The organism is Aquabacterium lacunae (genome assembly GCF_004310865.1).
GTDB lineage: Bacteria > Pseudomonadota > Gammaproteobacteria > Burkholderiales > Burkholderiaceae_C > Aquabacterium > Aquabacterium lacunae.
On record NZ_SIXI01000003.1, the window covers coordinates 1 to 25,782 of the forward strand.

General features: G+C 62.5%; 25 protein-coding genes and 1 pseudogene. 15 read left to right on the plus strand and 11 right to left on the minus strand.

Annotated features, from left to right (window positions below):
* Together EYS42_RS07445 and EYS42_RS07450 are read right to left on the minus strand one after the other, a co-directional pair.
* Nucleotides 1-263 (minus strand): annotated as a pseudogene (locus EYS42_RS07445) (IS3 family transposase); the annotation flags it as partial.
* The gene (locus tag EYS42_RS07450; RefSeq protein WP_130967413.1) at nt 260-577 is read right to left on the minus strand and encodes a DUF1153 domain-containing protein; all 318 of its coding nucleotides are present in this window, start codon (nt 575-577) and stop codon (nt 260-262) included. The gene EYS42_RS07450 and the pseudogene EYS42_RS07445, both read right to left, overlap by 4 nt.
* A gap of 76 nt (nt 578-653) precedes the next feature.
* Between EYS42_RS07450 and EYS42_RS07455 the strand changes: the two genes are divergently transcribed.
* Nucleotides 654-1,037, plus strand: coding sequence for a polysaccharide pyruvyl transferase family protein (locus tag EYS42_RS07455; RefSeq protein ID WP_207301132.1), 384 nt, complete (start codon nt 654-656; stop codon nt 1,035-1,037).
* A 70-nt stretch (nt 1,038-1,107) separates the two neighbouring features.
* Here the strand turns inward: EYS42_RS07455 and EYS42_RS07460 are convergent, their stop codons facing one another.
* From EYS42_RS07460 to EYS42_RS07475, 4 genes are read right to left on the minus strand one after another with little or no spacing between them, the layout of a single operon-like run.
* Nucleotides 1,108-2,019 (minus strand): class I SAM-dependent methyltransferase, encoded by a 912-nt coding sequence (locus tag EYS42_RS07460; protein WP_130967417.1) that lies wholly within the window; start codon nt 2,017-2,019, stop codon nt 1,108-1,110.
* Complete coding sequence (locus EYS42_RS07465; protein ID WP_130967419.1) at nt 2,016-2,870, minus strand: glycosyltransferase family 17 protein; 855 nt, start codon at nt 2,868-2,870, stop codon at nt 2,016-2,018. The genes EYS42_RS07460 and EYS42_RS07465 overlap by 4 nt, the downstream gene beginning before the upstream one ends.
* Nucleotides 2,867-4,933, minus strand: coding sequence for a glycosyltransferase (locus EYS42_RS07470; protein WP_130967421.1), 2,067 nt, complete (start codon nt 4,931-4,933; stop codon nt 2,867-2,869). The genes EYS42_RS07465 and EYS42_RS07470 overlap by 4 nt, the downstream gene beginning before the upstream one ends.
* Before the next feature lie 21 nt (nt 4,934-4,954).
* Nucleotides 4,955-5,980, minus strand: coding sequence for an NAD-dependent epimerase (locus EYS42_RS07475; protein ID WP_130967423.1), 1,026 nt, complete (start codon nt 5,978-5,980; stop codon nt 4,955-4,957).
* Between EYS42_RS07475 and EYS42_RS07480 the strand changes: the two genes are divergently transcribed.
* Together EYS42_RS07480 and EYS42_RS07485 are read left to right on the plus strand one after the other, a co-directional pair.
* Nucleotides 5,936-7,051 carry a glycosyltransferase family 2 protein gene (locus EYS42_RS07480; protein ID WP_130967425.1) on the plus strand — a complete coding sequence of 372 codons (1,116 nt, stop codon included), beginning with the start codon at nt 5,936-5,938 and terminating at the stop codon, nt 7,049-7,051. The two genes, EYS42_RS07475 and EYS42_RS07480, sit on opposite strands and share 45 nt — an antisense overlap.
* Nucleotides 7,052-7,061: 10 nt before the next feature.
* Nucleotides 7,062-8,792 carry a glycosyltransferase family 2 protein gene (locus tag EYS42_RS07485; RefSeq protein WP_165456668.1) on the plus strand — a complete coding sequence of 577 codons (1,731 nt, stop codon included), beginning with the start codon at nt 7,062-7,064 and terminating at the stop codon, nt 8,790-8,792.
* A gap of 3 nt (nt 8,793-8,795) precedes the next feature.
* On the opposite strand, the gene EYS42_RS07490 is transcribed toward EYS42_RS07485, so the two are convergent.
* Nucleotides 8,796-9,557 carry a glycosyltransferase gene (locus EYS42_RS07490; protein ID WP_130967429.1) on the minus strand — a complete coding sequence of 254 codons (762 nt, stop codon included), beginning with the start codon at nt 9,555-9,557 and terminating at the stop codon, nt 8,796-8,798.
* Nucleotides 9,558-9,649: 92 nt separating this feature from the next.
* On the opposite strand from EYS42_RS07490, the gene EYS42_RS07495 reads away from it, so the two are divergent.
* Both EYS42_RS07495 and msbA read left to right on the plus strand, forming a co-directional pair.
* Complete coding sequence (locus EYS42_RS07495) at nt 9,650-10,411, plus strand: glycosyltransferase family 25 protein (protein ID WP_130967431.1); 762 nt, start codon at nt 9,650-9,652, stop codon at nt 10,409-10,411.
* A 36-nt stretch (nt 10,412-10,447) separates the two neighbouring features.
* Entirely contained in the window at nt 10,448-12,178 is a 1,731-nt protein-coding gene (msbA, locus tag EYS42_RS07500) for a lipid A export permease/ATP-binding protein MsbA (protein ID WP_130967433.1), read from the plus strand.
* On the opposite strand, the gene EYS42_RS07505 is transcribed toward msbA, so the two are convergent.
* The gene (locus tag EYS42_RS07505) at nt 12,167-13,057 is read right to left on the minus strand and encodes a glycosyltransferase family 25 protein (protein ID WP_130967435.1); all 891 of its coding nucleotides are present in this window, start codon (nt 13,055-13,057) and stop codon (nt 12,167-12,169) included. The two genes, msbA and EYS42_RS07505, sit on opposite strands and share 12 nt — an antisense overlap.
* 110 nt (nt 13,058-13,167) lie before the next feature.
* Between EYS42_RS07505 and pilB the strand changes: the two genes are divergently transcribed.
* The 6 genes from pilB to EYS42_RS07535 are packed head-to-tail and all read left to right on the plus strand — an operon-like array spanning nt 13,168 to nt 18,667.
* Nucleotides 13,168-14,889 carry a type IV-A pilus assembly ATPase PilB gene (gene pilB / locus EYS42_RS07510; protein ID WP_130967437.1) on the plus strand — a complete coding sequence of 574 codons (1,722 nt, stop codon included), beginning with the start codon at nt 13,168-13,170 and terminating at the stop codon, nt 14,887-14,889.
* A 30-nt stretch (nt 14,890-14,919) separates the two neighbouring features.
* Nucleotides 14,920-16,137, plus strand: coding sequence for a type II secretion system F family protein (locus tag EYS42_RS07515; RefSeq protein WP_130967439.1), 1,218 nt, complete (start codon nt 14,920-14,922; stop codon nt 16,135-16,137).
* 36 nt (nt 16,138-16,173) lie between these two features.
* Complete coding sequence (locus EYS42_RS07520) at nt 16,174-17,034, plus strand: prepilin peptidase (RefSeq protein WP_245503556.1); 861 nt, start codon at nt 16,174-16,176, stop codon at nt 17,032-17,034.
* A complete protein-coding gene (gene coaE, locus EYS42_RS07525) occupies nt 17,013-17,651 on the plus strand; it encodes a dephospho-CoA kinase (protein WP_245503557.1) in 639 nt (212 codons plus the stop codon). Before EYS42_RS07520 ends, coaE begins: the two co-directional genes overlap by 22 nt.
* A complete protein-coding gene (zapD, locus tag EYS42_RS07530; protein WP_130967441.1) occupies nt 17,651-18,409 on the plus strand; it encodes a cell division protein ZapD in 759 nt (252 codons plus the stop codon). The genes coaE and zapD overlap by 1 nt, the downstream gene beginning before the upstream one ends.
* A 6-nt stretch (nt 18,410-18,415) precedes the next feature.
* Nucleotides 18,416-18,667, plus strand: coding sequence for a DNA gyrase inhibitor YacG (locus EYS42_RS07535; protein WP_130967443.1), 252 nt, complete (start codon nt 18,416-18,418; stop codon nt 18,665-18,667).
* A 14-nt stretch (nt 18,668-18,681) separates the two neighbouring features.
* On the opposite strand, the gene EYS42_RS07540 is transcribed toward EYS42_RS07535, so the two are convergent.
* Nucleotides 18,682-21,186: a ligase-associated DNA damage response DEXH box helicase gene (locus EYS42_RS07540; protein ID WP_130967444.1), complete on the minus strand. Its 2,505-nt coding sequence runs from the start codon at nt 21,184-21,186 to the stop codon at nt 18,682-18,684.
* A 38-nt stretch (nt 21,187-21,224) separates the two neighbouring features.
* Complete coding sequence (locus EYS42_RS07545) at nt 21,225-22,178, minus strand: aspartyl/asparaginyl beta-hydroxylase domain-containing protein (protein WP_130967446.1); 954 nt, start codon at nt 22,176-22,178, stop codon at nt 21,225-21,227.
* 253 nt (nt 22,179-22,431) lie between these two features.
* On the opposite strand from EYS42_RS07545, the gene EYS42_RS07550 reads away from it, so the two are divergent.
* Nucleotides 22,432-22,596, plus strand: a complete 165-nt coding sequence (locus EYS42_RS07550; protein ID WP_130967448.1) for a rubredoxin — start codon at nt 22,432-22,434, stop codon at nt 22,594-22,596.
* A gap of 14 nt (nt 22,597-22,610) precedes the next feature.
* Complete coding sequence (locus EYS42_RS07555) at nt 22,611-23,777, plus strand: NAD(P)/FAD-dependent oxidoreductase (RefSeq protein ID WP_130967450.1); 1,167 nt, start codon at nt 22,611-22,613, stop codon at nt 23,775-23,777.
* Nucleotides 23,778-23,810: 33 nt separating this feature from the next.
* Here EYS42_RS07555 and EYS42_RS07560 read toward each other — a convergent pair whose 3' ends face one another.
* Nucleotides 23,811-24,047, minus strand: a complete 237-nt coding sequence (locus tag EYS42_RS07560; RefSeq protein ID WP_245503558.1) for a DciA family protein — start codon at nt 24,045-24,047, stop codon at nt 23,811-23,813.
* A 138-nt stretch (nt 24,048-24,185) separates the two neighbouring features.
* Between EYS42_RS07560 and EYS42_RS07565 the strand changes: the two genes are divergently transcribed.
* Both EYS42_RS07565 and EYS42_RS07570 read left to right on the plus strand, forming a co-directional pair.
* Entirely contained in the window at nt 24,186-25,175 is a 990-nt protein-coding gene (locus tag EYS42_RS07565; RefSeq protein WP_130967453.1) for a M23 family metallopeptidase, read from the plus strand.
* A gap of 68 nt (nt 25,176-25,243) precedes the next feature.
* The gene (locus tag EYS42_RS07570) at nt 25,244-25,708 is read left to right on the plus strand and encodes a DUF2946 family protein (RefSeq protein ID WP_130967455.1); all 465 of its coding nucleotides are present in this window, start codon (nt 25,244-25,246) and stop codon (nt 25,706-25,708) included.
* Nucleotides 25,709-25,782: the final 74 nt, after the last annotated feature.

Below are 25,782 nucleotides of genomic sequence, written 5' to 3' on the forward strand. Positions count from 1 at the left end.
ACCTGCCAGCCCTTGAGCTGGAAGATCCGCTGCACGGTGTTCTTGTTGAAGCCGAGCAGGTGCGCCACGGTGCGGTAACCAAATGACGGGTTCTCTTCGATCATCGCCTTGATGGGCTTGACGAAGTGATCCTGAACCTTCGGTGCAGCCTTGGTGCTGCGGTAATACACCGTACGCCTTGGCATGTCGAACCACTGGCACAGCTTGACCAGGCTGACCTTGAATCCGTCTTGGGCCAGTCCCTGCTGAAGGCCGAGGATCATTTCTCGTCCTCGTTGCCCAGCAGGGACGCCAGCTTTTTTCTGGCACGCAGCTCCAACATGGCTTCGCCATAGGCCTCCTGCAGTTCGCGCAGTTGCTTCTCGTACTGCTCTTTGACTTCCAAGGGCTTGGTGCGCAGGGCGTTCTCCATGCCGCGCTTGCCTTCATCGACCCATTGCTCAACCTCGGACGGATTGAGATCGAAGGCCCGGCTGGCCTCCGAGATCGTGGTCTTGCCTTGGATGATGTCCTGGACCAGGGCCGTTTTACGCTTGGCTGTCCAGCGCTTGATGTCGTCTTCCATCAGGGTGCTCATCGTCGTTTCCTTCAACGTTAACACCTGAGCAGGAATTCACTGGGTCAATACACGAGAGCCATTTGGGGACCGCGCGGTGCTGACAAAACTTGCCTCAGCAATCAATGCGCGCGCACCTGGTCGCGCCTTGCACTTTGTGCCGAAACTCAATGCCAGAGAGATCAAGCGGTTGTGTGAGAGCCTCGATTTCGTGATCACTGGTCGCATGCATCTGGCCATTGCAGCCTTAGGCAGCGGCACCCCGGCTCTTTGCATCGCTTATCAGCAGAAATTTGAAGGCCTGCTGATGCATTTCAATCTTCCCGGTGACCTGGCAGTGCCAGCATCGTTGCTGAACGATCCTGCTTCAATGGCCTCACGGATTGCCAAAGCCGTCGCGGGAAAAGATGCGCAGCAAAGGAGCATCCGATCGAGAGCGAAAAGGGTCGCCAAGTTTTCTGCCAAAAACTTTTCAGGCTGACCCATGCGGCTTGAGACTTGTCCGCCACGTGCGGCACACCGACTGACCACTGAGCGGCTTTTGCTCTCGATCAGAGCCGCGTGGTTCTTCTTTGCGAAACTCGCGCTCGATTCCAAGCACGCAGGCGCCCGATGAAACCCACTGCAGGCCGTGGCTCAGCACCGATGCTCGGTTCTTGTTGTGCCTGCAGCACTTTCAACGCGCGGGCCCTTTCCAAGTCTGCCTGGTGACAAGGATGCGCAACAATTGTGGCATTCAAGCTGGCGGAATCTGCGAGCAACTGAAGATAGTTCATCTTCAAATCACCTTGTGTCATCTTGTCTCGCTCAGGGATGCCGACACACTGAATCAGGTGCGGCGCCACATTGGCAGATTGAGCAAAAAAGATACCGTGATGTTCCGCGCATGACTGGAATCCAGCCGCCATCATGGAACTCGGGAACAAGGTCGACTTGTGCACAGCACTTTCCAGGCACACAAAGTCATGGGTGCTGATGGGCTCATCGTCCAGCACGGCTTCAACAAGTTCTGGATACAACCAACGAAAGTTGATGCAGTCTGCAGGCAAGGGCGTACTGATCAGCACATGCTTGGCCACCCGCAGCAACTCCCTGATGGCGGCCACCGAGCGATCCCCATACAAATGCTCAAGGTTTTCCATTGACAGCGCCAAATCAAATGACTGGTCTGCAAAAGGCAGTCGCTCGGAATCGCACAGGGAGACTTGGGAGTAGACCTCGGCACGGGCTTCATGGAAGGCCACCGTTGCCGGAGACCAATCGACACCGACCATGTCACCCACCAAGGCACCGCACTGGCTCTTGATCAGCTTGGCTTGCGTCCCGAGTCCACATCCAACATCAAGCACCTTCAAACCGACTGCGCCACTCAACACGGAGGAAATCACAGCGGACACTTCCAGCCCTAGCTCGGGTGGCGACGCCTGCCCCTGTGTGACCAGATCATTTCGATATTTTCTCATTTCATTGCACCAAAAGCTGCGTCGAGTAACAACTGAAGATCACGGGGCACGTGATCATGCGGCAAATCCACAAATCGCTGGTCTCGACCGAATAAGTCCGTCTGGGCTGACATGGCTTGTGAAATACGATCAATGTCGCGCATCTGAGCCGTGTTGTACTCCTGATGGGAAAAGGAGCCAATTTTCTCGGCGATTTGTTCTGGCGTCATGAAGTAGCTGAAATGCCACCCGGCGTCATTGACATACGACCAGCCATACCGACGATCACGAATTTGCTGATTGGACTGATCTCGCGCGGAACCGGGCACCATTATCGTGCCCCGCCACACCTCGTCCTTGAGACACCCTGTGTTGTAGTAGTAAAAATGTTGCGTCAAGGCCCGAGGCTCCTTCCTTGCCCAGGTGGAAAAGGTGGACGAATACCTGATCGACGACACCAAGGCACGATTGGGTATTTCATCCAGATCACCCATCAGCAAAATATCATTGTCATAAAAATGAGCCGGACGAATGGCATTGCGCTGCGTGGCTTCAATTTTCCAGAAATCCGCGGAAGGATCATATTCCTTCAAGGCAACATCCAGCCTGAGCCCTTGTGTGTCAATATGCACAGATCGAAGATCGACCTTGTCTTTCGCCCAAGAAAATCGTTCAGTCTGAAAAATTTCTTGCAGGATCAGCGGCTTCGCTTGGCCACTGAACGTATGGTCCGCCTCCACGATGATGAAATGATCCACATGATCGTAGAGGTAACGCAACCGCACCTCCAGCATGTCCACCTCATTGAAAAAGGTGAACCCATCAATGATGCGGATATCGGCCGGATGCCTTGGAACGTCAAACGGGTTCATGCAATCTTCCGCGCAGTGTCGTTGGCCAACAGTTGTTGAAATCTCTCGCGCATGCAGTTCTCTGAAAAATGCGCGATGACGTAAGCTGTTTGCTCTTGGCTGGCAGCCATCCAGGCTTGGTCATCCATGAGCAATTGTCGAATCTTGATGGCCATGGCCTCGACCTCATCAAAGGGCGCGATCACCCGCTGCACCTCGGGCAAGCCCTGCAGACCCACGGTTGTGGTCACCAATGGCACACCTTGCTGCATGGTCTCCACCACCTTGAGTTTGACCCCGGCGCCGAACCGCAAGGGAACAACCGACACTCGCGCTGACTGGAAGTGCTCTTGCAGCACCTCGGCGGAGACCGAGCCTGTGACGTGCACCCGGCGGCCATCATGCAGCGCCAGCACGGATGCTGTGGGCTTGGAGCCCACCAGGTACAACTCCGCCGTGGGGTGAGTTTGCCAAACCAGGGGCATCACCTCTTGCGCCAGCCACTCAGCCGCGTCGACGTTGGGTGCATGCTGGAAACCAGCAACGAACAACACCTTTTGACCGTTCTGCGCATGCGTGCGATGGACAAACTGCGAGAACTTGAAGGGCGGTATGAAGGCCGCCTTCGCACCGGGTGCCAGCCGACGAACCTCATCCACCTCTTCTTGTGAGGGATAGATGACCAGATCGCAACGGTTCCAGATGTCGATTTCGCAGGTGCGCATGCGTTCTGCAGCCTGGGCCACCGCAGCGTCCTTCTGAACCTCGGCCTGCATCCGCATTCTGGCGAAATGAAGGTCATGACCGTAGTACAGCACCGTACTTTGCGTGTGGCGACGCACGGCATCCAGATAGTCAGGCGCTACTGTGGGGCGGCTCAACAAAACATGCGAGAAGTGCATGCCGTTGGTCGAAATCCATTCATCGAAACTGCGTTGAAAAGGAAATCGAAGCACTTCGATGCCCAGTGCTTCAAGTGGCTCTGTGTATTTGGGTACAGCCTGCAGGTTTTGCGGCCAGAACTTCACGGCATAACCCAGATCAAGCAGGGTACGGATGAAGTCAAACATGTTGCGAGAGCCGGCGTCCCGGTCGCATTCGGGCAGATAATGATCGATCACCAGCACCATACCCGCTTTCTGGTGCAGCCTGTCCACGCAGCGGTAGCTCAAATCACCAGAGGGCAGCCGGGTTGCACGCAGAAAATCTTCATGTGTTGCCAGGAATTTCTCTCGGTTGACCACCTGATAGGCCTTGACCCCTTCATTCAGCGACGTGCCGTTGCTCACACCTTCACAGTGCACCACCACCGAGCGAGGCTCAAAAACCGTTGGCCGCCCCAGCTTCTGCAAACGAATTGAGAGATCCGTGTCCTCATAATAGGCAGGCGCAAACTGTTCATCGAATCCGCCAACGTCGTGCCAAAGCTGGCGCGACAGCATGATCGAAGCCCCCGACACATAATCTGCAGGGCGGCGGTAACAGAACTTCGGATCCCGAGGGTCTTGCAGTCGCCCATAATTGGCAGCATCCCCGTTGCCCCAAACGATGCCACCAGCCTCTTGAAGCCTCCCATCGGGGTAAATCAGTTTGGAACCGACAATGCCGGCGTCCGGTATCTCCTCGAGAGTTTCCACCAGCGCATCAATCGCACGGTCCAGCAGCACTGTGTCATTGTTGAGCAAGTAGAGATACTTGCCCTTGGCATGCTGCGCTGCCATGTTGCACGATCGAAGAAAACCCAGATTCTGCGCATTCCAAAGCAGCGTGATGCCGCGAACTTGTCGCAGCAGTTCTGCCGAGGGGTCACCCGATGCGTCTTCCACCACAATGACCTCGTACGAGCTCTGGCAGCGTGCCGAAAGCAGCGATTTGAGGCATCGCAATGTGTAGGCGGCCTTCCCATATCCGGGCACGATGACCGAAACCACAGGTTGATCCGGCACATCAAAAACCAGCGTTTGTGGATCGACCACCTCGTCAAAATCGATGTGAGCACACATCGGCTCGATTTTTAGAATCCGTGATGCCCTGCGAGCAGCCAGACGTTCCCTGTTTTTACTTTTAATCCAACGGATCAGCATTTAAAATTCCACCTGCATTCGTCAAATTCGACCGTCTTCGGCATACTTCAAATACCACGCCGCGAAAGCATCCACCCCAAGGGATATGTCGTACCCAGGCTGCACGCCGCCCCACGCCTCCAACCGCGAGGTGTCTGCAAACGTGGCCTCAACATCCCCTGGTTGAATGGGCAAAAAAATCTTTTCTGTCTGCTTGCCCAAAGCACGCTCAAGTTCAGCGACAAAATCAAGCAACTGGACCGGCTGACTGTTCCCGATGTTGAACACTTTGTAAGGTGCCCATGAAGTGGCCGCGGTAAGGTTCGCTCGGTCGCAACCAACATCAGCGCCAGGTGGGCGGTCTGCCACCGCCAACACCCCATCCACAATGTCATCAATGAAGGTGAAATCACGCTTCATTTTGCCGTGATTGAAGATCTTGATGGGCTCGCCTGCCAAAATGGCTCTGGCGAACAGCATCGGCGCCATGTCTGGCCGGCCCCACGGGCCATACACTGTGAAAAATCTCAGGCCAGTGGTCGGCAAACCGAACAAATGGCTGTAGGTGTGCGCCATGAGTTCATTGGACTTTTTCGTTGCAGCATAAAGACTGACCGGATGATCCACCCGATCGGTCTCAGAAAATGGCATCTGGACGTTGCCGCCGTAAACACTGGAACTGCTGGCATAAACCAAGTGCTTGACCGCATGGTGCCTGCAGCACTCCAGTACATTCACAAATCCAACCAGATTCGATTGCACATAGGCATGGGGATTTTCTAGCGAATATCGTACGCCCGCCTGTGCAGCCAGATGGATCACGCATTCCGGTTGATGCTCGGCGAACACGCGCCGCACGGCCTCGAGGTCGGCCACGTCGGCGTGGATGTGCTTGAAACGATCGGCTCCCGGCAACTGCGCCAAATGAGCCAATCGGTCTTGCTTGAGCTTGGGGCTGTAGTAGTCGTTGAGGTTGTCGATGCCCACAACTTGGTCGCCACGGCCGATCAACCGAGCCGCCACATGCATACCGATGAAGCCGGCGTCGCCGGTGATCAAGATTTTCATACCAAGTCAGGAGCGGCACACCGGCCGAATCAATCGAAAGAAGCGAACACACGTGGATTTAGCGCCACATCGGATCATCCCATAACCTGCACGGCCCGCAGACGGGAAGCGACGTATGCCGCTCGCGCGCCTGTCGACAGCAGGCAAAATGATGGGATGGATTCGAATTTTCAACCGAGCGACACGCACCGTGCCTCCGCGCTGTCGCGCGTGACCGTCATCTGTGTCACGTACAACAGTGCGGGAAGGGTCGCTGCGTTGGCTCAGACGCTGAATCCGTTTCCGCTGGTGACTGTGGTGGACAACGCCAGCGGTGACCGCACGGTGAGTGAAATTCGCAAGGCCATTCCTCATGCGAGAGTGACGGAGAACAGCCGGAACCTGGGATTCGGTGCTGCCAACAACCTGGGCATTCGCCAAGCCGACACTGAGTTCGTGATGTTGCTGAATCCGGATTGCGAAATCAGCGTCGATGCAGTGATGACCATGATGGCGTGCGCAGACAACCAGCGCGAAGCATCGCTGGTTGCACCTCAACTGCTGGACCGGTCGGGGCATGTCGACGTGAGCTACGCGTGGTTCCCAGGCAGTTGGAACGCCACAGGCCCCCGAGCGCAAGGACCCGCATGCGTCGGCTTTGCCTCTGGTGCGTGCCTTTTGATTCGAACCGCTGCCCTGCGAGCCATCGACGGGTTTGATGAAAAATTTTTCCTCTACTACGAAGACACAGACCTGTGCATCCGCTTGCACAAGCAGGCAGGCCCACTGATCGTGGAACCCCTGGCAGAGGCGCGCCACATCAATCGCGGATCCAGCAGTGGCATCTGGCGTCTGCGAGCCGAGTACCTGCGTGGTTATCACCACATCCAATCGAAGTTCATGTTTGAGGCCAAGCACTACCAGACCCAGCCGTCCATCTGGCGAAAACTGCGCTACAGCCTGTTGGCAGCGCTTGAATTCACGGTGCGCTCGGCCCTGTTGGATGCCCCCAGGGCAGCCCGCGTTCTGGGTCGAGTGTTCGGTGCGATACGCTCGCAACCTGGCGTCCCCAACGTTCACCGTCCCCGTTGACCTTTGCTTCATGGCCACCATTCCACGCAGCTTGTTCGAGCTGAAACAGCTGGTCAGAGCGCTGAACCGCCAGCGACTGCAACAAAGACGCCTCAAGAACAAGACTGATGCGCGCAGCTGGCTGCAAGAGTGCGGGACTCCGCCAGCCGCATGGCTCAGCAAGGCGCATGAGAGGCTGCTGAGGGCGCCCGTTGTCCCGATCCACGTCATCGTCGACACCGACAGAGCGACGCAAGAGCAATTGAAAGCGACGATGGAAAGCCTGGCTGCGGCCCAGCAACCAGGCACCCACGTGTGGCTGGTGAACGCCTCAGGCACACAACTTTCAAGCGCGCGAGTCTGGGCAGATGGCCTGCCGGTTGATCAGATGACTGCCTCCGCGATGGACTGGGAAGGTGCCGCTGAGCCTGATGGCTGGGTGCTGCATGTCCAAGCTGGCACGCAGCTGATGCCCCACGCCTTGATCATGCTGCATGCGCATGGAGCGGCACATTCCGAAACACGGCTGCTTTATTCCGACACCCTGCTGCGATCGGGCCAACGAGAGCAGCTGGAGTTCAAGCCAGCGTTCTCGTACGACTATCTGCTGAGTTACGGCTACATCGAAGGTTTCTGCGCCATCAGGTCACGACACTGGAGGGGCAACTTCTGGGACAGCGTCTTCGAGGTGATCGAAGCCAGTGACGACGGCGGATGCCGCCATGTACCCTGGGTGCTGGCAGAGGTGATGCATGACGCCGCCAGGCATGCCGCAAGACTGCCTGCCATCATGAGCCATCTGGCCAGACGCCACCCTGGCGCTCAGGCTCGCCTGTACCCGCGACAGGAGGGGGTGGCCGTCACCTGGGCCGTGCCGCCAGGCCCCCCTGAAGTGACAGTGGTCATCCCGACGAAAGACCAACCTGACTTGCTTCGAAAGTGCTTGCATTCGCTATTGAAGGGAACTCGGTACCCGAATGTGCGCTTTCTGGTGATCGACAACGGCACGACCGACCCGCTGGCGCTGGGATGTCTTGCAGAAGCTCGTCAAGATCCACGTGTCACCGTGCTTGAGGACAGGGGGCCGTTCAATTACTCCAGGCTCAACAACCAAGCCATCGCAGCACATGTGAAAAGCGAGTTCATCTGCCTGATGAACAACGATGTCGAAGCCATTGATGGCGACTGGCTGCACACCATGGTGGGATTGGCTTCAAGAGACGACGTGGGCTGCGTCGGCGCCAAGTTGCTGTACGGTAATGGCACTGTGCAGCACGGCGGCGTGGTGCTCGGCATCGGCAGCACGTCTGACGGCCTTGGCGTGGCCGCCCACCTGCACAAAGCGTTGGGCAGGCATGACCCTGGGTACGCGTATCGGGCCGTGCTGGATCAGAACTACTCGGCTGTGACCGCGGCATGCCTGCTGATCCGTCGCACTGTGTTCGAGGCCATCGGTGGCTTCAACGAAGAAGAATTGGCCGTGGCCTACAACGACATCGACCTTTGCCTGCGGCTGGGAGAAGCAGGCAAACGGGTGGTGTGGTCATCCCAAGCTGTGCTTTATCACCATGAATCAGTGAGCCGCGGAAAAGACACAAACCGAAAAAACATCGGACGGTTCACACGGGAAGTGGCGTACATGCGGCAACGATGGGGACACCTGCTGGCGAATGATCCGTTCTACAGCCCTAATTTTTCGTTGCGCTACGCCAATTGCGCACCGCGCCTGCCTGGCGAACGGCCCATACCGCCTCTGGACTGATGGTCACTCCCGCCAGTGATCCCTGATCCACGGCGCCGGCTTCACAAACCGGAACTTCCGGTTGCGACGCCCTTCCAGGGCATCCGGCGGGTTCACCTCACCATGGAAAATCACGATACGGGCCTGCGGCGGAATGGCGGGCGTCTTCCAGTAGTTGGCGGGCCAGGTCGGAATGCAGTGGTACTTGTAGCTCGCGCACCATTCGGCCGGCCAGTACTGCAGCTTGCCCTGGCGGTGCACCACCTCTGACAAAAAAGCCTGTTCGTTGCGCAAGCGCTTGCGCACGCTCTCCTGGTCACGGCGGAACTCGGCCAGCACATCGGCATGCGCGCCCAGCCGGAACCGGTACACCGACGAATTGCCGGTGATGCGCCAGGGCCGCTTCCAGTCATGAATGATCAGGAACTCACCCGGCATCTCGAAAAACGGGGTGATGTCGCCCACGATCACAACGTCCACATCGAGGAACAGGGCCGTGCCTTGCAGACCATGCAGGTTGGCCTCGAACGTGGTGAGCTTGGTCCAGCCTCGCTCCGGAATGCCTGGTGGCAAGGCCAGGCTGGGGATGGGCAGGCACTGCACCTCCGGGCGAATGCCCTGTGTGTTGTCGGTCAGGCACACGAAATGAAAGTCGCCCTTCAGATGACGCGCGACCATGCCGTAGAGGCGGTTCACGTACTCCGGCCCATACTTGGTGCCCCACTTCATGCACAAGATGACGCGGCTGTCCTTCGTCGTGGGCAAGTGGGAAGCAAGTTCAGTCATGAAAGAAGGTCCGGCTCGGCCAAACTGTCATTATCGAGGGAATTGCCCCCTTGGTATCATCCCGCACCGTCAGACCAACCCCGACACCCCTGATGCACAAGCTGCCCCAGTTGATGACCTATGTCATCAACCTTGACCGATCCACCGAGCGCATGGCGGCCATGGAGGCAAGGCTTCAACCCATGGGCCTTCGCTGGACGCGGGTGTCCGCCGTCGAGGGCAAGCTGCTGGACCTTGCCACGCTGCCCGAGCTGTCGGTGCCCGGTTTTCTGGCCAAACATGGCCGACAGCCGAAAGCGGCCGAGGTGGGTTGCTACCTCTCTCACCTGAAGATTTATCAGGCCTTCCTGGCCCAAGGCGAGGCCCAATTTGCGCTGGTGCTCGAAGACGATGCCATCTTTGCACCAGACTTCACCGAGGTGCTGGAAGCGCTCTGCCAAGCCGCAGACGATTGGGACCTGGTGCGCCTGTCAGGCTTTCACTCCGGCGGACCGGTGGGCATCCGCCAGCTGACGCCTGAGCGAGAGCTGGCCATCATGTTTTTCCAGCAAACGAACTCGGCGGCCTACATCATCAACCGCCAAGCCGCGCAAGCCCTGCGGAGTCGGCTGGTGCCCATCACACTGCCCTTCGACCATGCCTTCGACCGACCCTGGCACGTGGGCATCAAGGCTCGCATGGTGTCACCGCTGCCGGTGCAGCTCGATTGGGCTCAGGAATCCACGATCGGCTATCTCCCAGCCGACTCCGGCAAGCTGCCTTGGTACCGCCGTTTCTCGACGCATCGGCATCGGGTGATCAATGAGCTTCGCCGCGGCGCGCACAGCCTGGCTGACTGGCTGAAGCACCGCTGACCTCCCCAGGCCACCTCATCGACAACCGCTGCCCCCATGGAATTTCAGGACACCGCCCGCCGCCTCTGGGCCTACGCCAAACCGCAATGGCGCATGCTGGCCGCCACCATGGCCTGCTTCATGGGCAGTGCAGCCATTGAACCGCTGATCCCGGAACTGTTCAAGCGGCTGCTTGACAGCGGCTTCAAGGCCGGGCTGAGCTACCCGATCTGGGTGGTGCCGGCCGTCATCATCGGCCTGTTCATGGTGCGCGGCATCCTGTCGTTTGCCGGCACTTACACCATGAACTCGGCCACGTCCAGCATGGTGCTGATGTTGCGGCGCGACCTGATGCGCGGCCTGCTGAAGGCCGATGCGCGCCTGTTCACCAGCATCAGCCCGGGCCTGGCGGTCACCAAGATCATCAATGACCCCCAGATGGCCGCCAACGGCCTGGGCGGCTCGGCCGTGGCCGCGCTGAAAGACGGCACCACACTGATCTGCCTGATCGGCTACCTGTTCTACCTGAATTGGCAACTGACCCTGCTGTCGCTGGTGGTGATGCCCCTGCTGGCGCTGACCGTGAAGTTCGCCCAGAAGCGACTGGCCAAGGTGGGTGGCGCCTCGTATGAGGCCCAACAGGCCCTGGTGGGCACGGTGGATGACAACGCCCGGGCCTGGCGCGTGGTGCGCACCTTCGATGCCGCCGAGTTCGAACTCGACCGTTTCGACCAGCAGGCCAACCACCACCGCCGCATGACCATGAAGACCGTGGTGGCCAGCAACCTGGTCAGCCCCATCACCCAGGTGATCGCAGCCATCGGCGTGGCCCTGATCGTGACGCTGGCCCTGATCCAGGCGCAAACCAACGCCAAGACGGTGGGTGACTTCACCGCCTTCATCATGGCCATGTTGCTGGCCATCCGGCCCATGCGCACGGTGACCGACCTGTACCAACCCATCTACAACTCGCTGATCACCGCCCGCGGAGCGTTCGAGCTGATCAATGCGCCCACAGAACCCGACACGGGCACGCAAGAGCTGCCCCACTGCCAAGGTGACATCCGCTTCGACCAGGTCACCCTGCAATACGAAGGGGCCGCCAACCCTGCACTGGCTGGGCTGAACCTGCACATCCAACCCGGGCAGACCGTGGCCCTGGTGGGCTCGTCCGGGGCAGGCAAAAGCACGGTGGTCAGCGCCCTGCTGCGCTTTGCCAACCCCAATGAAGGCCAGATCCTGCTGGACGGCACGCCCATCCATGACCTGAAGCTCAAGAACCTGCGCCGCCACTTTGCCGTGGTGTCACAAGACATCGTGCTGTTCGACGGCAGCATTGCCGCGAACGTGGCCTACGCCAGCCCCTCAGGCATTGACCGCGACAAGGTGGAGCGCTGCCTGAAAGCGGCCAACTTGTGGAACCACGTTCTGAACCTGCCGGAAGGCATGGACGCCAACATCGGCACCAACGGGGGCAAGCTGTCAGGCGGGCAACGTCAGCGCCTGGCCATCGCGCGGGCCCTTTACCGCGATGCCGCCGTCTGGATCTTCGACGAGGCCACCTCGGCGCTGGATTCCGAGTCGGAATCGATCGTGCAGCAATCGATTGAAGAACTGCGCCACGCCAAAACGCTGATCCTGATCGCACACCGACTGAGCACCATCCGCAATGCCGATGTGATCTGTGTGATGGCAGACGGTCGCATCGTCGAGCAGGGCAACCACGAGACCCTGATGGCCCGCAACGGGCTTTACGCCAACATGGTGCGCCTGCAGTCAGCCAGCTGAATCGAACCCGCCCAGGTCCAGTGGAACGACTTGGCGCCGTGCATGGTGGAGGTGGGCCAGGAACCTGGCCGCCAAAGCCAGCTGACCCGACAGGCGGCGCCCTTTGTATCGCCACGCAGCCCAACCGGTGGCCGCATGCGCTTTTTTGCCGCCCTGGGCCTGGATGTAGGAAGTGGTCATCAAAGGTGATGCCACCCCGTATGCGAGGGCCACGTCGGCCTGAATGGCCAGCGCAGGAACCGCCTGGACCGACACCAAAGCTCTTGAGTCGTTGATGAACGCATCGGCCAGCGCCGGCCCGCGACGCAAGGCCTGATCCAGCAAGGTCTGGGCACCGCGAGGCCACAGCACATAAGCCGCTGCGCCCGTGCGATCCTGGTACAAGGGTGCCCAGCCACACGAGCCCTCGAGCGTCCGTTGCGGACCGATCAGCTTTTTACGCAACCGCACTTCCAGCGTCAGATGATCGACGCCACGGAGAGAGCTCAGCGCTTCCAGGAACTCTGGCAGGTGCCTGGACAACAAGGCATCGTCCTCCAGAATCAGGCAGGGCTCATCGGCCGCAACGACCCTGCGCCAGGCCGCGCGATGGCTGAGAAAGCAAGCCTTCTCTGTCGGCATCAATGGACGGTGCCACCGAGCCCAGTCCAGGTCGTGGCCGTCCGACAGGTCGGCTGGGCACACTGCCGTGACAATCTCGAGGTTCATGCCCAACTCACGGGCCTGGGCCGCCTGGAAGGCTCGCCGTTCAGCAGCGGCCTGCAAACTGATCAACAAGGCCTTCAAAGACGCGCTCCTGCAAAATTCACCATGCTCGTGCTGGCAATCGGTCAGTATAGGGGTCGCGCAGCGTCCGTGCATGCCAGTGAAAGTCGCCATCACCAGTCCGCGCCCTGCCGTCAACCCTGACGCCTTTGTTGTTCACAGCCCACTGAGCCCGCGTTACCATGCAGGGATCTGTTTTCACTGGCTGAGACGCGCCTGCCCCCATGGCTGAAACCACCTTCGCCGACGTGCCCGGCCCGCTGTCTGGCGTGGCCCGGGTGCTGGTCAATGCCGGCAAGCTGGAAGCTCGCACAGCGGAAGAGCTCACCAAGGCCGCGCGGGAACAGCGCAAAAACTTCGTCTCGACCCTGCTGTCCACTGGCAAGATCAAGCCGGACGAACTGGCACACACCCTGTCCAACGCTCTGTCGGTGCCCCTGCTCGATCTGTCGGCCATCGACCTGCAACGCCTGCCCCAGGGCGTGATCGACAGCAAGCTGTCGGCGCAGTACCAGGTGCTGGTGCTGTCCAAGCGAGGCAGTCGGCTTTTCGTGGCCGGCGCTGACCCCACCGACCAGGAAGCCATTGAGCGCATCAAGTTCGCCACCCAACTCACGCCCGAGTGGGTGCTGGTCGAACACGACAAGCTGATCAAAGCGCTGGAAGGTGTCACCAGCAGCGCAGCCGAACAGCTCAACGCGCTGACCAGCGAAGATTTCGAATTCGATGTCACCGATGAGACATCGTCAGCAGAAAACACCCAGGAGCTGAGCGCCGACGTCGAAGACGCGCCAGTGGTGAAGTTCCTGCAGAAGATGCTGATCGACGCCATCAATGCGCGCGCGTCCGACCTGCACTTCGAGCCCTACGAATACAACTACCGCGTGCGTTTCCGTGTCGACGGAGAACTGCGAGAGATCACCCAACCGCCCATTGCCATCAAGGAAAAGCTGGCCTCGCGCATCAAGGTGATCTCCAAACTCGACATTGCCGAAAAACGTGTGCCGCAAGACGGCCGCATGAAACTGAAGTTCGGCACCAAAGCCATCGACTTCCGGGTCAGCACCCTGCCCACGCTGTTCGGTGAAAAGATCGTGATCCGGATCCTCGACCCGTCCAGCGCCAAGCTGGGCATCGAGGCCCTGGGCTATGAGCCCGAAGAAAAGGTGCGACTGCTCGACGCCATCAAGCGTCCCTACGGCATGGTGCTGGTCACGGGCCCCACGGGCTCGGGCAAGACCGTGTCTCTTTACACCTGCCTGAATATCCTGAACCAGCCGGGTGTGAACATCGCCACGGTGGAAGACCCCGCCGAAATCAACCTGCCGGGTATCAACCAGGTGAACGTCAATGACCGCGCAGGGATGAACTTCGCAGTGGCCCTGAAAGCGTTCCTGCGGCAGGACCCAGACATCATCATGGTGGGCGAAATCCGTGACCTGGAGACGGCTGACATCGCCATCAAGGCCGCACAGACCGGCCACATGGTGATGTCGACTCTGCACACCAACGATGCCCCCACGACACTCACACGCCTGATGAACATGGGCGTGGCGCCGTTCAACATCGCGTCCAGCGTGATCCTGATCACGGCACAGCGCCTGGCAAGACGACTTTGCGAAAACTGCAAAACGCCTGCAGACTACCCCCGCGAATCACTCATCAGCGCGGGCTTCACCGATGACGATCTGCAGGGTGGCTGGCGCCCCTACAAGGCCATCGGCTGTTCAAGTTGCAACAACGGTTACAAGGGGCGGGTCGGTCTTTACCAGGTGATGCCGATCACCGAAGAGATCCAGCGCATCATCCTGACCCAGGGCACGGCCATGGACATTGCGGCACAGGCCCGCCGCGAAGGCGTGCGTGACCTGCGGCAGTCTGGTCTGGTCAAGGTCAAGGCCGGCGTGACGACCCTGGAAGAAGTCATTTCGGTGACCAACGAGTAACCGACCGCCACTGCATCAACGGAGTTCCCCATGGCTGTCAGTGCCACAAAGAAACCTCAGGATTTCATCTACGAGTGGGAAGGCAAGGACAAGGCCGGCAAGAACGTGCGCGGAGAAATGCGTGCTGGTGGCGAGTCCATGGTGAGTGCCAGCCTCAGGCGCCAGGGCATTCAGGTGTCCAAGGTCAAGAAGCGCAAGGTCTCTGGTGGCAGTTCCATCAAGCCTAAAGACATCGCCGTGTTCACCCGCCAGCTGGCCACCATGATGCGCGCAGGCGTGCCTTTGCTGCAGTCGTTCGACATCGTGTCTCGTGGCGCGACCAACCCCCGAGTGGGCAGGCTGCTCAGTGACATCCGAGGTGACGTGGAAACCGGCACCAGCTTGTCGCAAGCGTTTCGCAAGCACCCGATGTACTTCGATGCGCTGTACTGCAACCTGGTGGAAGCCGGTGAGGCCGCCGGCATTCTGGAGTCACTGCTGGACCGACTGGCCACGTACCAGGAAAAGACGCTGGCCATCAAGCAGAAGATCAAGGGGGCCATGACCTATCCGCTGGCGGTGCTGGTGGTGGCGTTCATCGTGGTCAGCATCATCATGATCAAGGTGATCCCTTCGTTCAAGGAGGTGTTTGCATCGTTCGGGGCCGAATTGCCTTTGCCGACCCTCATCGTGATCAGCATGTCCGAGTTTTTTGTTGATTACTGGTGGGCCATCTTTGGCGGCATTTTTGGCAGCGCCTTCATGTTTTTCAGAACCTGGAAACGCTCATTGGCCATGCAGAAAGCCATGGACCGGCTCCTGCTGAAAGTCCCTGTTTTCGGCGCCTTGCTGTACAAGTCTGCCGTGGCGCGTTGGACCCGAACCCTGGCCACCATGTTCGCTGCGGGTGTGCCGCTGGTCGATGCCCTGGATTCGGTGGGCGGCGCGTCAGGCAATCACATTTTTCTGGACGCCACCGAGAAGATTCAAACTGACGTATCGACAGGCACAAGCCTGACCAACGCCATGCAGAGCACGGGCATCTTCCCTGTGATGGTGCTGCAGATGGCCGCCATTGGTGAAGAGGCTGGCTCACTGGACGCCATGCTAAACAAGGCTGCAGACATCTACGAAGAAGAGGTCGATGAAATGGTCAAGGCCTTGTCCAGCTTGATGGAGCCCATCATCATCACTTTCCTGGGTTCGTTGATCGGCGGCATCGTCGTGGCCATGTACCTGCCGATCTTCAAACTGGGTGCCGTGGTCTGACGACGGCTCCCGAGAACGCCCTCGCCGCAATTGCCCATGTGGTTCGATGACCTGATGCTGGTGGCCCTGCACCCTGCAGGCCTGTTCGTGCTCGGCCTGATGGTCGGCAGTTTCCTGAACGTGGTGGTGCACCGGCTGCCCCTGATGTTCGAGCAGACCTGGAAGGCCGATGCCCGCGACATCCTGGGGCTGCCCGAGGTGACCGAGCCCGAGCTCACCCTGTCGACCCCGGCCTCGCGCTGCCCGAAGTGCGGCCACGCCATCCGCTGGTACGAGAACATCCCGCTGCTGAGCTGGTTGGCGCTGCGTGGGCGGTGTTCGGCCTGCCAGACGCCCATTTCTGTGCGCTACCCGCTGGTCGAGCTGAGCTGCGGGCTGCTGTTCCTGGCCTGCGGCCTGACCCAGGGCTCGCAGCCCACGGTGCTGCTGTGGTGCGGGTTCTGCGCCCTGCTGCTGGCCGCCTCCCTGATCGACTGGGACACCACCTACCTGTACGACGACCTGACCGGGCCACTGCTGTGGGCCGGGCTGGTGTCGGCCCTGATGGGCTGGATCCCGGTGTCGCTGCGTGACGCCCTGTGGGGCGCCGTGGCCGGCTACCTGTCGCTGTGGAGCGTGAACCAGGCCTTCAAGCGCCTGCGCGGCGTCGACGGCATGGGCTACGGTGACTTCAAGCTGCTCGCGGCCCTGGGCGCCTGGCTGGGCTGGCCCATGCTGCTGCCCATCATCCTGGGTTCGTCGGTGGTGGGTGCTGTGGTGGGCATCGGCATGAAGGTGTCGGGCGCACTGCGTGAAGGCAAGTACGTGCCCTTCGGCCCCTTCCTGGCGGCGGCCGGCGTGGGCGTGCTGCTCATCGGCCCGAAGCAGGTGGCCGCGTGGTTCGGCTGGCCGATGTGACCGCGCCTGTGCGCCCGCGCATCATCGGCCTGACCGGGGGCATTGGCAGCGGCAAATCGACCGTGGCCCAGACCCTGGTGGCACTCGGTGCCCACCTGATCGACACCGACGCCATCTCGCGCAGCCTGACGGCACCCGGCGGGCGGGCCATCGAGGCGATTCGCCAGGCCTTCGGCAGCGGCATGATCGACGCCACCGGCGCGATGGACCGCGCGGCCATGCGCACCCTGGCCTTTGCCGACCCCGAGGCGCTGCGCCAGCTCGAACACATCCTGCACCCCCTGATCGGGCAGGTCTCGCGCGAGCAGGCCGAGCAGGCGCGGCCTGAGCAACGCATCATTTACGACGTGCCGCTGCTGGTGGAAAGCGGGCGACGCTGGCGCGACATCGTCGACCGCATCCTGGTGGTCGACTGCACGCCCGAAACCCAGATCAGCCGCGTGATGGCCCGCTCGGGCTGGACCCGTGAAGCCGTTCAGGCTGTGCTGGCCAAACAGGCGCGGCGCGAAGAGCGCCTGGCCGTGGCCGACGATGTCCTGATCAACGAGGGCATCGACAAGGAAGCGTTGCGCCAGCAGGTCATCCGCCTGTGGGACCTGTGGAACAATGGCGTTTGATGATCCTCTACGAATACCCCTTCAACGAGAGCATGCGCACCATGCTGCGCCTTGAACACCTGTTCAAGCGCATGAGCACGTTGATGTGGCGTGAGGCGGCGGTGGATCACCACTACGCGCTGGCCACCCTGTTCGAAGTGATGGACGTGGCCTCGCGGGCCGACCTGAAAAGCGATGTGCTCAAGGAGCTTGAGCGCTACAAGCAGCAGTTCGAGTCTTACCGCGGCAACCCGGCCATCAACGAGGCCATGCTGGACCAGGTCATCACCCGCATCAACCTGGCGCATGCCGGGCTGAACCAGATGGTGGGCAAGGCCGGCCAGAGCCTGGCGGCCAATGACTGGCTGATGAGCATTCGAAGCCGCATCAGCATCCCGGGCGGCACCTGCGAATTCGATCTGCCCTCGTACTACGCCTGGCAACACCAGCCTGTGGGCCAGCGCCAGAACGACCTGCAGCAGTGGGTGTCTTCACTGGCCCCGCTGTTTCAGGCACTGGAGCTGATGCTGGGCCTGCTGCGCGACGCTGGCCACCCGCACATGGTGGCGGCCCCGGGCGGCCTGTTCCAGCACAGCATGCGCGAAGGCAAGGCCTACCAGTTGCTGCGCCTGCGCATCGACCCGAGCCTGGGTCTGGTGCCCGAGATCAGCGGCAACCGTCTGATGGTGACGGTGCGCCTGATGCGCCACGAGGCCGATGGCAAGCTCAAACTGGCTGCCAACACCGACGCGGGCTTCGAGTTGACCCTTTGCGGCTGACCCACCATGACCGAGAAAGCCTTGATGGTGCGCTGCCCCTCGTGCGGGGTGGAACACGCCTACAGCACCGAGAACCCCTACCGCCCGTTCTGCAGCAAGGGCTGCAAGGCCATCGACCTGGGCGCCTGGGCCTCCGAGAGCTACCGTGTGGAAGCCAAGCCCACGCGCGAAGAACTGCTGGAAGACATGGAAAAGCTCGACGGGGTCGAGCTGGAGCAGTTCCTGCTGAAGAACCTGCCGGACACCCCGCCGCAGTGAATGCGCAGGCGGCGTCAGGCCTCCTGCACCCCCATGGCCTTGAGGGCCCGCGCCACGCGGTCTGACAGCTTTTCCGTGCTCAGCCGTTCACGCAACCGCTCGACCATCAGCGGCAGGCTGAATGGGCTGGGCTGAGGCAGCTGCACCCAGTCCATCGGCAGGCTCTGCAGGCGTTGCAGACAGGCCTGAAGGCGGGCCAGGTCCAGCTCGTGGGCCAGCACCTCTTCACGGGCCTGCAGAAGCAGGCGATTGGCCGGGTCGTGCTTCTGGAACACCTCGAAGTACAGGCTGCTGGAGGCCTGCACCTGCCGCGCGCTTTTGCCTGCGCCCGGAAAGCCCGTGAACACCAAGCCGGCCACCCGCGCAATTTCGCGGAAGCGCCGCTGGGCCAGTTCGCCCGCGTTCAGGCTGGCCATCAGGTCAGGCATGAGCTGCTCGGGGCTCAGGGCGGCGCGCAGTTCGTGCTCGGTCAGTGCCCAGGGTTCGGCACACAGCAACTCCAGCCCATGGTCGTTCACGGCCAGGCTGAAGGTGCGGGGCTGCAGGCGGGCCAGGCGCCAGGCGAGCACGGCGGCCAGCCCCAGGTGGGCCAGGCGGCCGGCAAAGGGGTACAGCCACAGGTGATGTCCCTCGCGCGACGGGTGCTGTTCGACCAGCAGCCGGTCGCTTCCCGGAAGGCGTGAAAGGCGTGCCTGTGCCGCCAGCATCGGGCGAGCGGCCTGCATTTCGGGCTCGTGCCATGCGGCGTCCGCCGCGGCTTCGTCCAGCAAGGCCAGCACGGCGTCGGCCATTTCGCTGGACAAGGGCATGCGCCCGCCCTGCCAGCGCGGCACGGTGGGCTTGCGCCCTTCGGCACGGCGCACGTAGGCGGTCATGTCCTGCACGCGCACGAACTCCAGCGTGCGGCCGGCAAACACGAAGCAGTCGCCCTTGCGCAGGCGCGCAATGAAACCCTCTTCCACCGTGCCCAGCCTGGGGCCATTGAGGAAGCGCACCTGCATGGCGGCGTCGGACACGATGGTGCCCACCTGCATGCGGTGACGGCGAGCCGCCAGACGGCCCGTGGGGGTGTCTTGGGGCACGCGCCACAGGCCCTGCGCGTCTGGCGCGATGCGGTGGTGCTCCGGGTAGGCCTGGAGGCTGTCGCCACCGCGGGCCGCGAAATCCAGGGCCCAGTCGAAGGCCTCTCGGCCCAGGGCCCGGTAGCTGTGGCTGCGGCGAACCTCTTCAAAGAGCGCATCGGGCTCGAAGCCGCCCCCCAGGGCCACCGTCACCAGGTGCTGCACCAGCACATCGAGGGGCTGCTCGGGGGCACAGCGCGCCTCGACACGGCCGGCCAAAGCGGCCCGGCGGGCGGCGGCGGCCTCCACCAGCTCCAGGGTGTGCGTGGGCACCAGGGTGATGCGGCTGGGCCGCCCTGGCGCATGGCCGCTGCGACCGGCACGCTGCAAGAGGCGGGCCACACCCTTGGCCGAGCCGATCTGCACCACGCGCTCCACCGGCAAGAAATCAACGCCCAGATCCAGCGACGAGGTGGCCACCACCGCCTTCAGGGCACCGGTCTTGAGGCCTTCCTCCACCCAACTGCGCACGTCGGCGTCGAGCGAGCCATGGTGCAAAGCCACCAGACCAGCCCAGTCGGGGCGGGCCTGAAGCAGCATCTGGTACCAGAGCTCGGCCTGGGCTCGGGTGTTGGTGAACACCAGGGCCGTGCCAGCACCATCCAGCGCCTCGGCCAGGGCCGCCACCATGGGCGTGCCCAGGTGGCCGGCCCACGACAGGCGCGTGCGGGCATCGGGCAGCAAGGTGTCGACCACCAGGGTCTTGTCGAGGCGGCCGCGCACCAGGCAAGGCGCGGGTGCCGCATCGATGCCCTCAGGGGGGCTTGCAGGCAACAGGGCCTGCAGGGCTTGCTGCGGGTTGCCCAAGGTGGCGCTCAGGCCCCACACGCGCAGGGCAGGTTGCCATTGGCGCAGTCGGGCCAGGGCCAGCTGCACCTGCACACCACGCTTGTTGCCCAGCAGCTCATGCCATTCATCGACCACCACGGCGCCGAGCCCACCCAGCACCTCGCGGGCATCGGCACGGCTGAGCATCAGGCTGAGCGATTCGGGCGTGGTCACCAGCACCTGGGGCCAGGCCTTGTCTTGCCGCGCCCGCTCGCTGCTGGGGGTGTCGCCGGTGCGCAGGCCCGCACGCCAGCTGGGCTGCAAGGCCTGCAGGGGGGGCATCAGGGCCTTGAGCGTGTCGGCCGCCAGGGCCCGCATGGGCGTGATCCACAAGGCTTTCAGGCCCGCCTTGCCCGCCTGACCGGCCTGGCCTGACAGGGTGGCCCAGGGCAGGTCGAGCACCCCGCCCCACACCGCCAGGGTCTTGCCCGCGCCAGTGTTGGCGTGCAACAGGCCGCTGCGGCCTTCGGCCAGGGCCTGCCACACCTCGCGCTGAAAGGGTGCAGGCTGCCAGCCCTGCTGCTGCATCCACGCTTGGATGCCGGTGTCAGGGCCGGGCTGGCGGGGCATGGCGGCTCAGATGGGTGGCGGCCAGCGTTGCGGCCAGGTCAGTAGAAAATCGCCAGCAGCAGGCCGATGATCAGCACCCACTTGCCCACGTAGTAGCCGGTGCGGTTGGTGGCCTTGAAATCCTTGGCCTTCTGGCGCAGCTTGTAAAAGTGGCCAAAGGCCTTGTTCAGTGCGCCGATTTTTTCGCCGGGCTCGTTCTCGGTGGCCGAGGCCTTCATGACCAGGGTCGAGAAGATGCGGTTGATCCAGCGCACCACCGGGGTGTACACCGGGCGCTCGATGTCGGCGAACAAGATGATGCGCGGGTGCTGCGTGGTGTTCTCTGCGTAGTGGATGTAGGTCTCGTCGAACATCACCACCTCGCCGTCTTTCCAGTGGTAGCGCTGGCCGTCGACGTCGATGAAGCAGCCCGGGTCATTGGGTGTGATCAGGCCCATGTGGTAGCGCAGCGAGCCGGCATAGGGGTCACGGTGACGCACCAGGCGCGCACCGGGTGGCAGCGAGGCGAACATGGCCGCCTTGATGCCCGGGATCTGGTTGATCAGGGCCACGGTTTTGGGACACTTCTGCGCGGCCGAGGGCTGGTCCACCCCGTACCACTTCAAATAGAAGCGTTTCCAGCCGGTGCGGAAGAAGGAGTTGAAGCCGAGGTCGGTGTAGCCGCTGGCGGCCTTGATGCCGCCCTGGTCGTCGAGGGCCAGGGCCTCTTCGCGGATGACCTGCCAGTGATCCTGCAACACCTTGAGTTCAGGGAATCGGGCTGGATCGAGGTAAGGCTCACGCCCCACCTTGGAAAACAGCACCATCAGGGAATTCAGCGGCGCGATCAGCACTGTGAAATCGGTGAGCGCGCGCACCAGGCCGAAGCGCACCTTGCCGCGCAGGTGGGCATGCAGGGCGGCCGCGATGAACACCAGCAGCACCCAGTGGCGGGGGGCAATCGGCCAGAGAGACTGCCAGAGAGATGGCCACACAGAGTCGATCCAGTTCATGGGGCGTTATTGTCAGGCCGCTGACGGGTGCCAGGAGACCCCGGAACGCATGGCCCTGCCAAGGACTCGATTTTCAGAAGGCAAAATGCCAGGGCATTGACCAGACTCAAGCCAGCCAGGGGCCTCACACCGCCGACATCCCCTTGAATTCACGGGTTTGGCACGGAATGTTCCTTTCTGGCGCGCATTCGCCCACCTGCGGCACACTGTCAGGCCCCACAATCCGCCCCGTTTTTTGCGAAAGTTGTTTCCCATGAAGACCTACCAATGCATCGTTTGCGGCTACGTGTATGACGAAGCTGCCGGCAGCCCCAGCGAGGGCATCGCCCCCGGCACCAAGTGGGAAGACGTGCCCGACAGCTGGGTGTGCCCCGACTGCGGCGTCGGCAAGTCCGACTTCGAAATGGTCGAGATCTGATCGGAGCGCACTGAATGTCTGATCCGGTCGTCATCCTGGGCTCCGGCCTGGCCGGCTACAACGTGGCCCGCGAGTTCCGCAAGCTCGACACCGCCACGCCGCTGGTCGTCATCAGCCGCGACCACGCGGGCTTCTACTCCAAGCCCATGCTCAGCAATGCGCTGGCCGGCAAGAAGACAGCCGCCACCCTGGTCATGAAGGACGCCGCCAAGATGGCCGCCGAGCTCAACGCCCAGGTGCTGAACCACACCGAGGTGACTGGCATCGACACCGCCACGCGCCAGCTCACGCTGGGCAACGGCAGCACCCTGGCCTACCGCGACCTGGTGCTGGCCCTGGGTGCCGACCCGATCCGCCTGCCCCTGCAGGGCGACGCGGCCGACACCGTGCTGTCGGTGAACGACCTGGACGACTTCGCGCGCTTCGCCGAGGCCCTGGACACCGCCAAGGGCGGCCAGCCCGTGCAGCGCGTGGCGATTCTGGGCGCAGGCCTGATCGGCTGCGAGTTCGCCAACGACCTGCTGCACCGCCAGATCGAGCCCACCGTGCTGGACCTGGCCGAGCGCGTGCTGCCCCGCCTGCTGCCTGCCGAGGCCAGCGAACGCCTGCAGGCCAGGCTGCAAGCCGGTGGTGCGCACTTCCGCTTCGGTGTGGGGGCCACGGCGGTGAACCGCTCGGCCGACGGCCTGCAACTCACCTTGAGCGACGGCAGCACGCTGAGCACCGACCTGGTCATCTCGGCCATTGGCCTGAAACCCCGCGCCCAACTGGCCAGCGCCGCTGGCCTGATCGTGGCCCGCGGCGTGGTGGTGAATCGCCAGCTGGCCGCCAGCGCCCCGCACGTGCATGCCGTGGGCGATTGCGCCGAAGTGGAGGGCACCTTGCTGCCCTACGTGATGCCCATCATGCAGCAGGCCCGCGCCCTGGCGGCCACCCTGGCCGGCAACCCCACGCCGGTGGCCTACCCGGCCATGCCCGTGGTGGTCAAGACACCCGCCTGGCCCACCGTGGTGTGCCCGCCGGCGGCCAACGCCCAGGGCGAATGGCAGGTCACGGCCGACGACGAGCAAATCGTGGCCCGCTTCGTGGCCGGTGAACAGCTGCTGGGTTTTGCCCTGCAAGGCAAGGCCGTGGCCCAACGCCAGGCACTGGCCCAGCAGGTGCCGGCCATCTTGGCCTGACGCTGGCCAAACCCCGACTGAAACCCACCCGGCTCAACGCCGGGTTTGTACCTTCAGCCGGATTGCGTTAACCTTGTGCCCCTTTTTCTCCAGCGCCTCCTGCAGGCGCGGCAACAGCTGGCGCAGCTTGGCTGACACAGCGGCATTGGCCACCAGCAAGGTCCAGCCCTCGTCGTCCACCGGCCCAGGCTGCACCAGCGACTGAATGCCCGGAGGAAGGTAAGGCTGAAGGATCTGCATGTACAGCTGCGACAGCCGCAGCCGTTGCATCAGAGAGGTCAGGGGTTGGGAACGACCCAGAGCACGCTCCATGGGGGGCACATCAGGCACCGTCGGCCGGAAATTGGGCCGAAGGATTCTGGGTGCGCCGGGGCGGCTGGGAGAGTTCATGGCGTTCGACAGGTTGACATGCAGATTCTGATCACCACCAGTGTGCACAAGCCCGCGCGGGTCCTGAGCTTCACGCCCTGGAGCCTGGCCCTGGCTGTGCTGGCCTTGATCATCCCCCTGATGATCGCATCGTTGCTGGTCTATCACGCCATCGTGCTCAAGGCTGCACACGAAAAATGGCCGATCGTTTCCGATGTGGTGCGCTTCGTGGAACGCCAGGACATGGCCCAGCGCGACCAGTACCTGCGCGCCAACCTCGACGCCATGGCGGTCAAGGTGGGTGAAATGCAGGCCCGGCTGGTGCGCATGGAAGCCGTCAGCGAACGCCTGGCCGGCATGGCCGGCATCAAGCCCGAAGAGCTGCGCAAGATCGAGCCAGCGGCCAACCCCGCCTCTGGCGCCGGAGGCCCCCTGCCCGCCTTGCGACAGGCGCCACAGGTGGATTCCATGGCCGATCTCGACCAGCTGGTGGCTCAGATGGAAGCCCTGGGCGACCGGAATGCCGACGTGTTCACCCTGATCGAATCGCGTCTGTTTGAAAAGCGCCTGGCCGCCCTGACCATTCCCAGCAGCCCGCCGGTGGCAGGCCCGGTGGGCTCGGGCTTCGGCTTTCGAAGCGACCCCTTCACCGGGCGCCCGGCCCTGCATACAGGGCTCGATTTCCCCGCCGACACCGGCACGCCCATCATGGCGGCCGCTGGTGGCGTGGTGCTGAGCGCCAGCTCGCACCCGCAGTACGGGCAACTGGTCGAGCTGGACCACGGCAACGGCGTGGTCACCCGCTACGCGCACACCTCGAAAATGCTGGTCAAACAGGGCGATCTGATCCGCCGCGGCCAGACAATCGCCGAAGTGGGCAACACCGGCCGCTCCACAGGCCCCCACCTGCACTTTGAAGTGCTGGTGGAAGGCGTGCAGCAAAATCCCGCCAAGTTCCTGGCCAGCAAGGATTCCACCGGCATGCCTGTGGCCCAGCTGACGGAGTTCGCACCACGCCCCTGGCGCTGAGCCGCTGCCACCATCCCACCACCATCCCACCACCTGCCACCCGAGCCAACGCCTGACACCGCCTCCTGATGGCCTCGCCCCCCCTGAACGCCCGCACACACACCGGCGCCCCGCCTTGGGCTTCGCGGCCGTCGGTGTGGGCGGTGCTGTGCCTGGCTGTGGTGTTGCTGTGGGCGCAAATGGGGGGCTGGCTGCACGGGCTGTCGCACAGCCGGGGGCACCTCCATCCGGTCGCACCAGCAACTGCGCACCCCACTGAGCACCCCACTGAGCACCCGGTCGGGCTCGTGGCCCACTCGGTTCACGCCGGACACACACACCATCACGCCCACGGTGACGCCACCCAGGCCCATGCCGAGCAGGTGTGTGAAACCTGTCTGGCCTTTGCCGCCTTGGGCGGCACGGCGCCATTGCCTGGCCTGGGCGAGCCCGAGTGGGCGGGCCTGAGCCACGCAGCACCGGGGCCCCGCACAGGCCTGCAGGCCTGGCCCACGGCCTTTCAGGCCTATCGCACGCGAGCCCCTCCGGGCTGACACACGCAGGCGCCTTGCGCCAACTCATCCCTTCCTGTGTTCCGCACCGGCCCCAGCGCCGTCGTGCGGTCGTG

What these genes read in the sequence shown, in the direction of transcription:
- EYS42_RS07450 (WP_130967413.1), bottom strand. Translation starts at nt 577, where the DNA reads ATGAGCACCCTGATGGAAGACGACATCAAGCGCTGGACAGCCAAGCGT.
- EYS42_RS07460 (WP_130967417.1), bottom strand. Translation starts at nt 2,019, where the DNA reads ATGAGAAAATATCGAAATGATCTGGTCACACAGGGGCAGGCGTCGCCA.
- EYS42_RS07465 (WP_130967419.1), bottom strand. Translation starts at nt 2,870, where the DNA reads ATGAACCCGTTTGACGTTCCAAGGCATCCGGCCGATATCCGCATCATT.
- EYS42_RS07470 (WP_130967421.1), bottom strand. Translation starts at nt 4,933, where the DNA reads ATGCTGATCCGTTGGATTAAAAGTAAAAACAGGGAACGTCTGGCTGCT.
- EYS42_RS07480 (WP_130967425.1), top strand. Translation starts at nt 5,936, where the DNA reads ATGCATACCGATGAAGCCGGCGTCGCCGGTGATCAAGATTTTCATACC.
- EYS42_RS07475 (WP_130967423.1), bottom strand. Translation starts at nt 5,980, where the DNA reads ATGAAAATCTTGATCACCGGCGACGCCGGCTTCATCGGTATGCATGTG.
- EYS42_RS07485 (WP_165456668.1), top strand. Translation starts at nt 7,062, where the DNA reads ATGGCCACCATTCCACGCAGCTTGTTCGAGCTGAAACAGCTGGTCAGA.
- EYS42_RS07490 (WP_130967429.1), bottom strand. Translation starts at nt 9,557, where the DNA reads ATGACTGAACTTGCTTCCCACTTGCCCACGACGAAGGACAGCCGCGTC.
- EYS42_RS07495 (WP_130967431.1), top strand. Translation starts at nt 9,650, where the DNA reads ATGCACAAGCTGCCCCAGTTGATGACCTATGTCATCAACCTTGACCGA.
- msbA (WP_130967433.1), top strand. Translation starts at nt 10,448, where the DNA reads ATGGAATTTCAGGACACCGCCCGCCGCCTCTGGGCCTACGCCAAACCG.
- EYS42_RS07505 (WP_130967435.1), bottom strand. Translation starts at nt 13,057, where the DNA reads ATGGCGACTTTCACTGGCATGCACGGACGCTGCGCGACCCCTATACTG.
- pilB (WP_130967437.1), top strand. Translation starts at nt 13,168, where the DNA reads ATGGCTGAAACCACCTTCGCCGACGTGCCCGGCCCGCTGTCTGGCGTG.
- EYS42_RS07515 (WP_130967439.1), top strand. Translation starts at nt 14,920, where the DNA reads ATGGCTGTCAGTGCCACAAAGAAACCTCAGGATTTCATCTACGAGTGG.
- EYS42_RS07520 (WP_245503556.1), top strand. Translation starts at nt 16,174, where the DNA reads ATGTGGTTCGATGACCTGATGCTGGTGGCCCTGCACCCTGCAGGCCTG.
- zapD (WP_130967441.1), top strand. Translation starts at nt 17,651, where the DNA reads ATGATCCTCTACGAATACCCCTTCAACGAGAGCATGCGCACCATGCTG.
- EYS42_RS07535 (WP_130967443.1), top strand. Translation starts at nt 18,416, where the DNA reads ATGACCGAGAAAGCCTTGATGGTGCGCTGCCCCTCGTGCGGGGTGGAA.
- EYS42_RS07540 (WP_130967444.1), bottom strand. Translation starts at nt 21,186, where the DNA reads ATGCCCCGCCAGCCCGGCCCTGACACCGGCATCCAAGCGTGGATGCAG.
- EYS42_RS07545 (WP_130967446.1), bottom strand. Translation starts at nt 22,178, where the DNA reads ATGAACTGGATCGACTCTGTGTGGCCATCTCTCTGGCAGTCTCTCTGG.
- EYS42_RS07550 (WP_130967448.1), top strand. Translation starts at nt 22,432, where the DNA reads ATGAAGACCTACCAATGCATCGTTTGCGGCTACGTGTATGACGAAGCT.
- EYS42_RS07555 (WP_130967450.1), top strand. Translation starts at nt 22,611, where the DNA reads ATGTCTGATCCGGTCGTCATCCTGGGCTCCGGCCTGGCCGGCTACAAC.
- EYS42_RS07560 (WP_245503558.1), bottom strand. Translation starts at nt 24,047, where the DNA reads ATGCAACGGCTGCGGCTGTCGCAGCTGTACATGCAGATCCTTCAGCCT.
- EYS42_RS07565 (WP_130967453.1), top strand. Translation starts at nt 24,186, where the DNA reads ATGCAGATTCTGATCACCACCAGTGTGCACAAGCCCGCGCGGGTCCTG.
- EYS42_RS07570 (WP_130967455.1), top strand. Translation starts at nt 25,244, where the DNA reads ATGGCCTCGCCCCCCCTGAACGCCCGCACACACACCGGCGCCCCGCCT.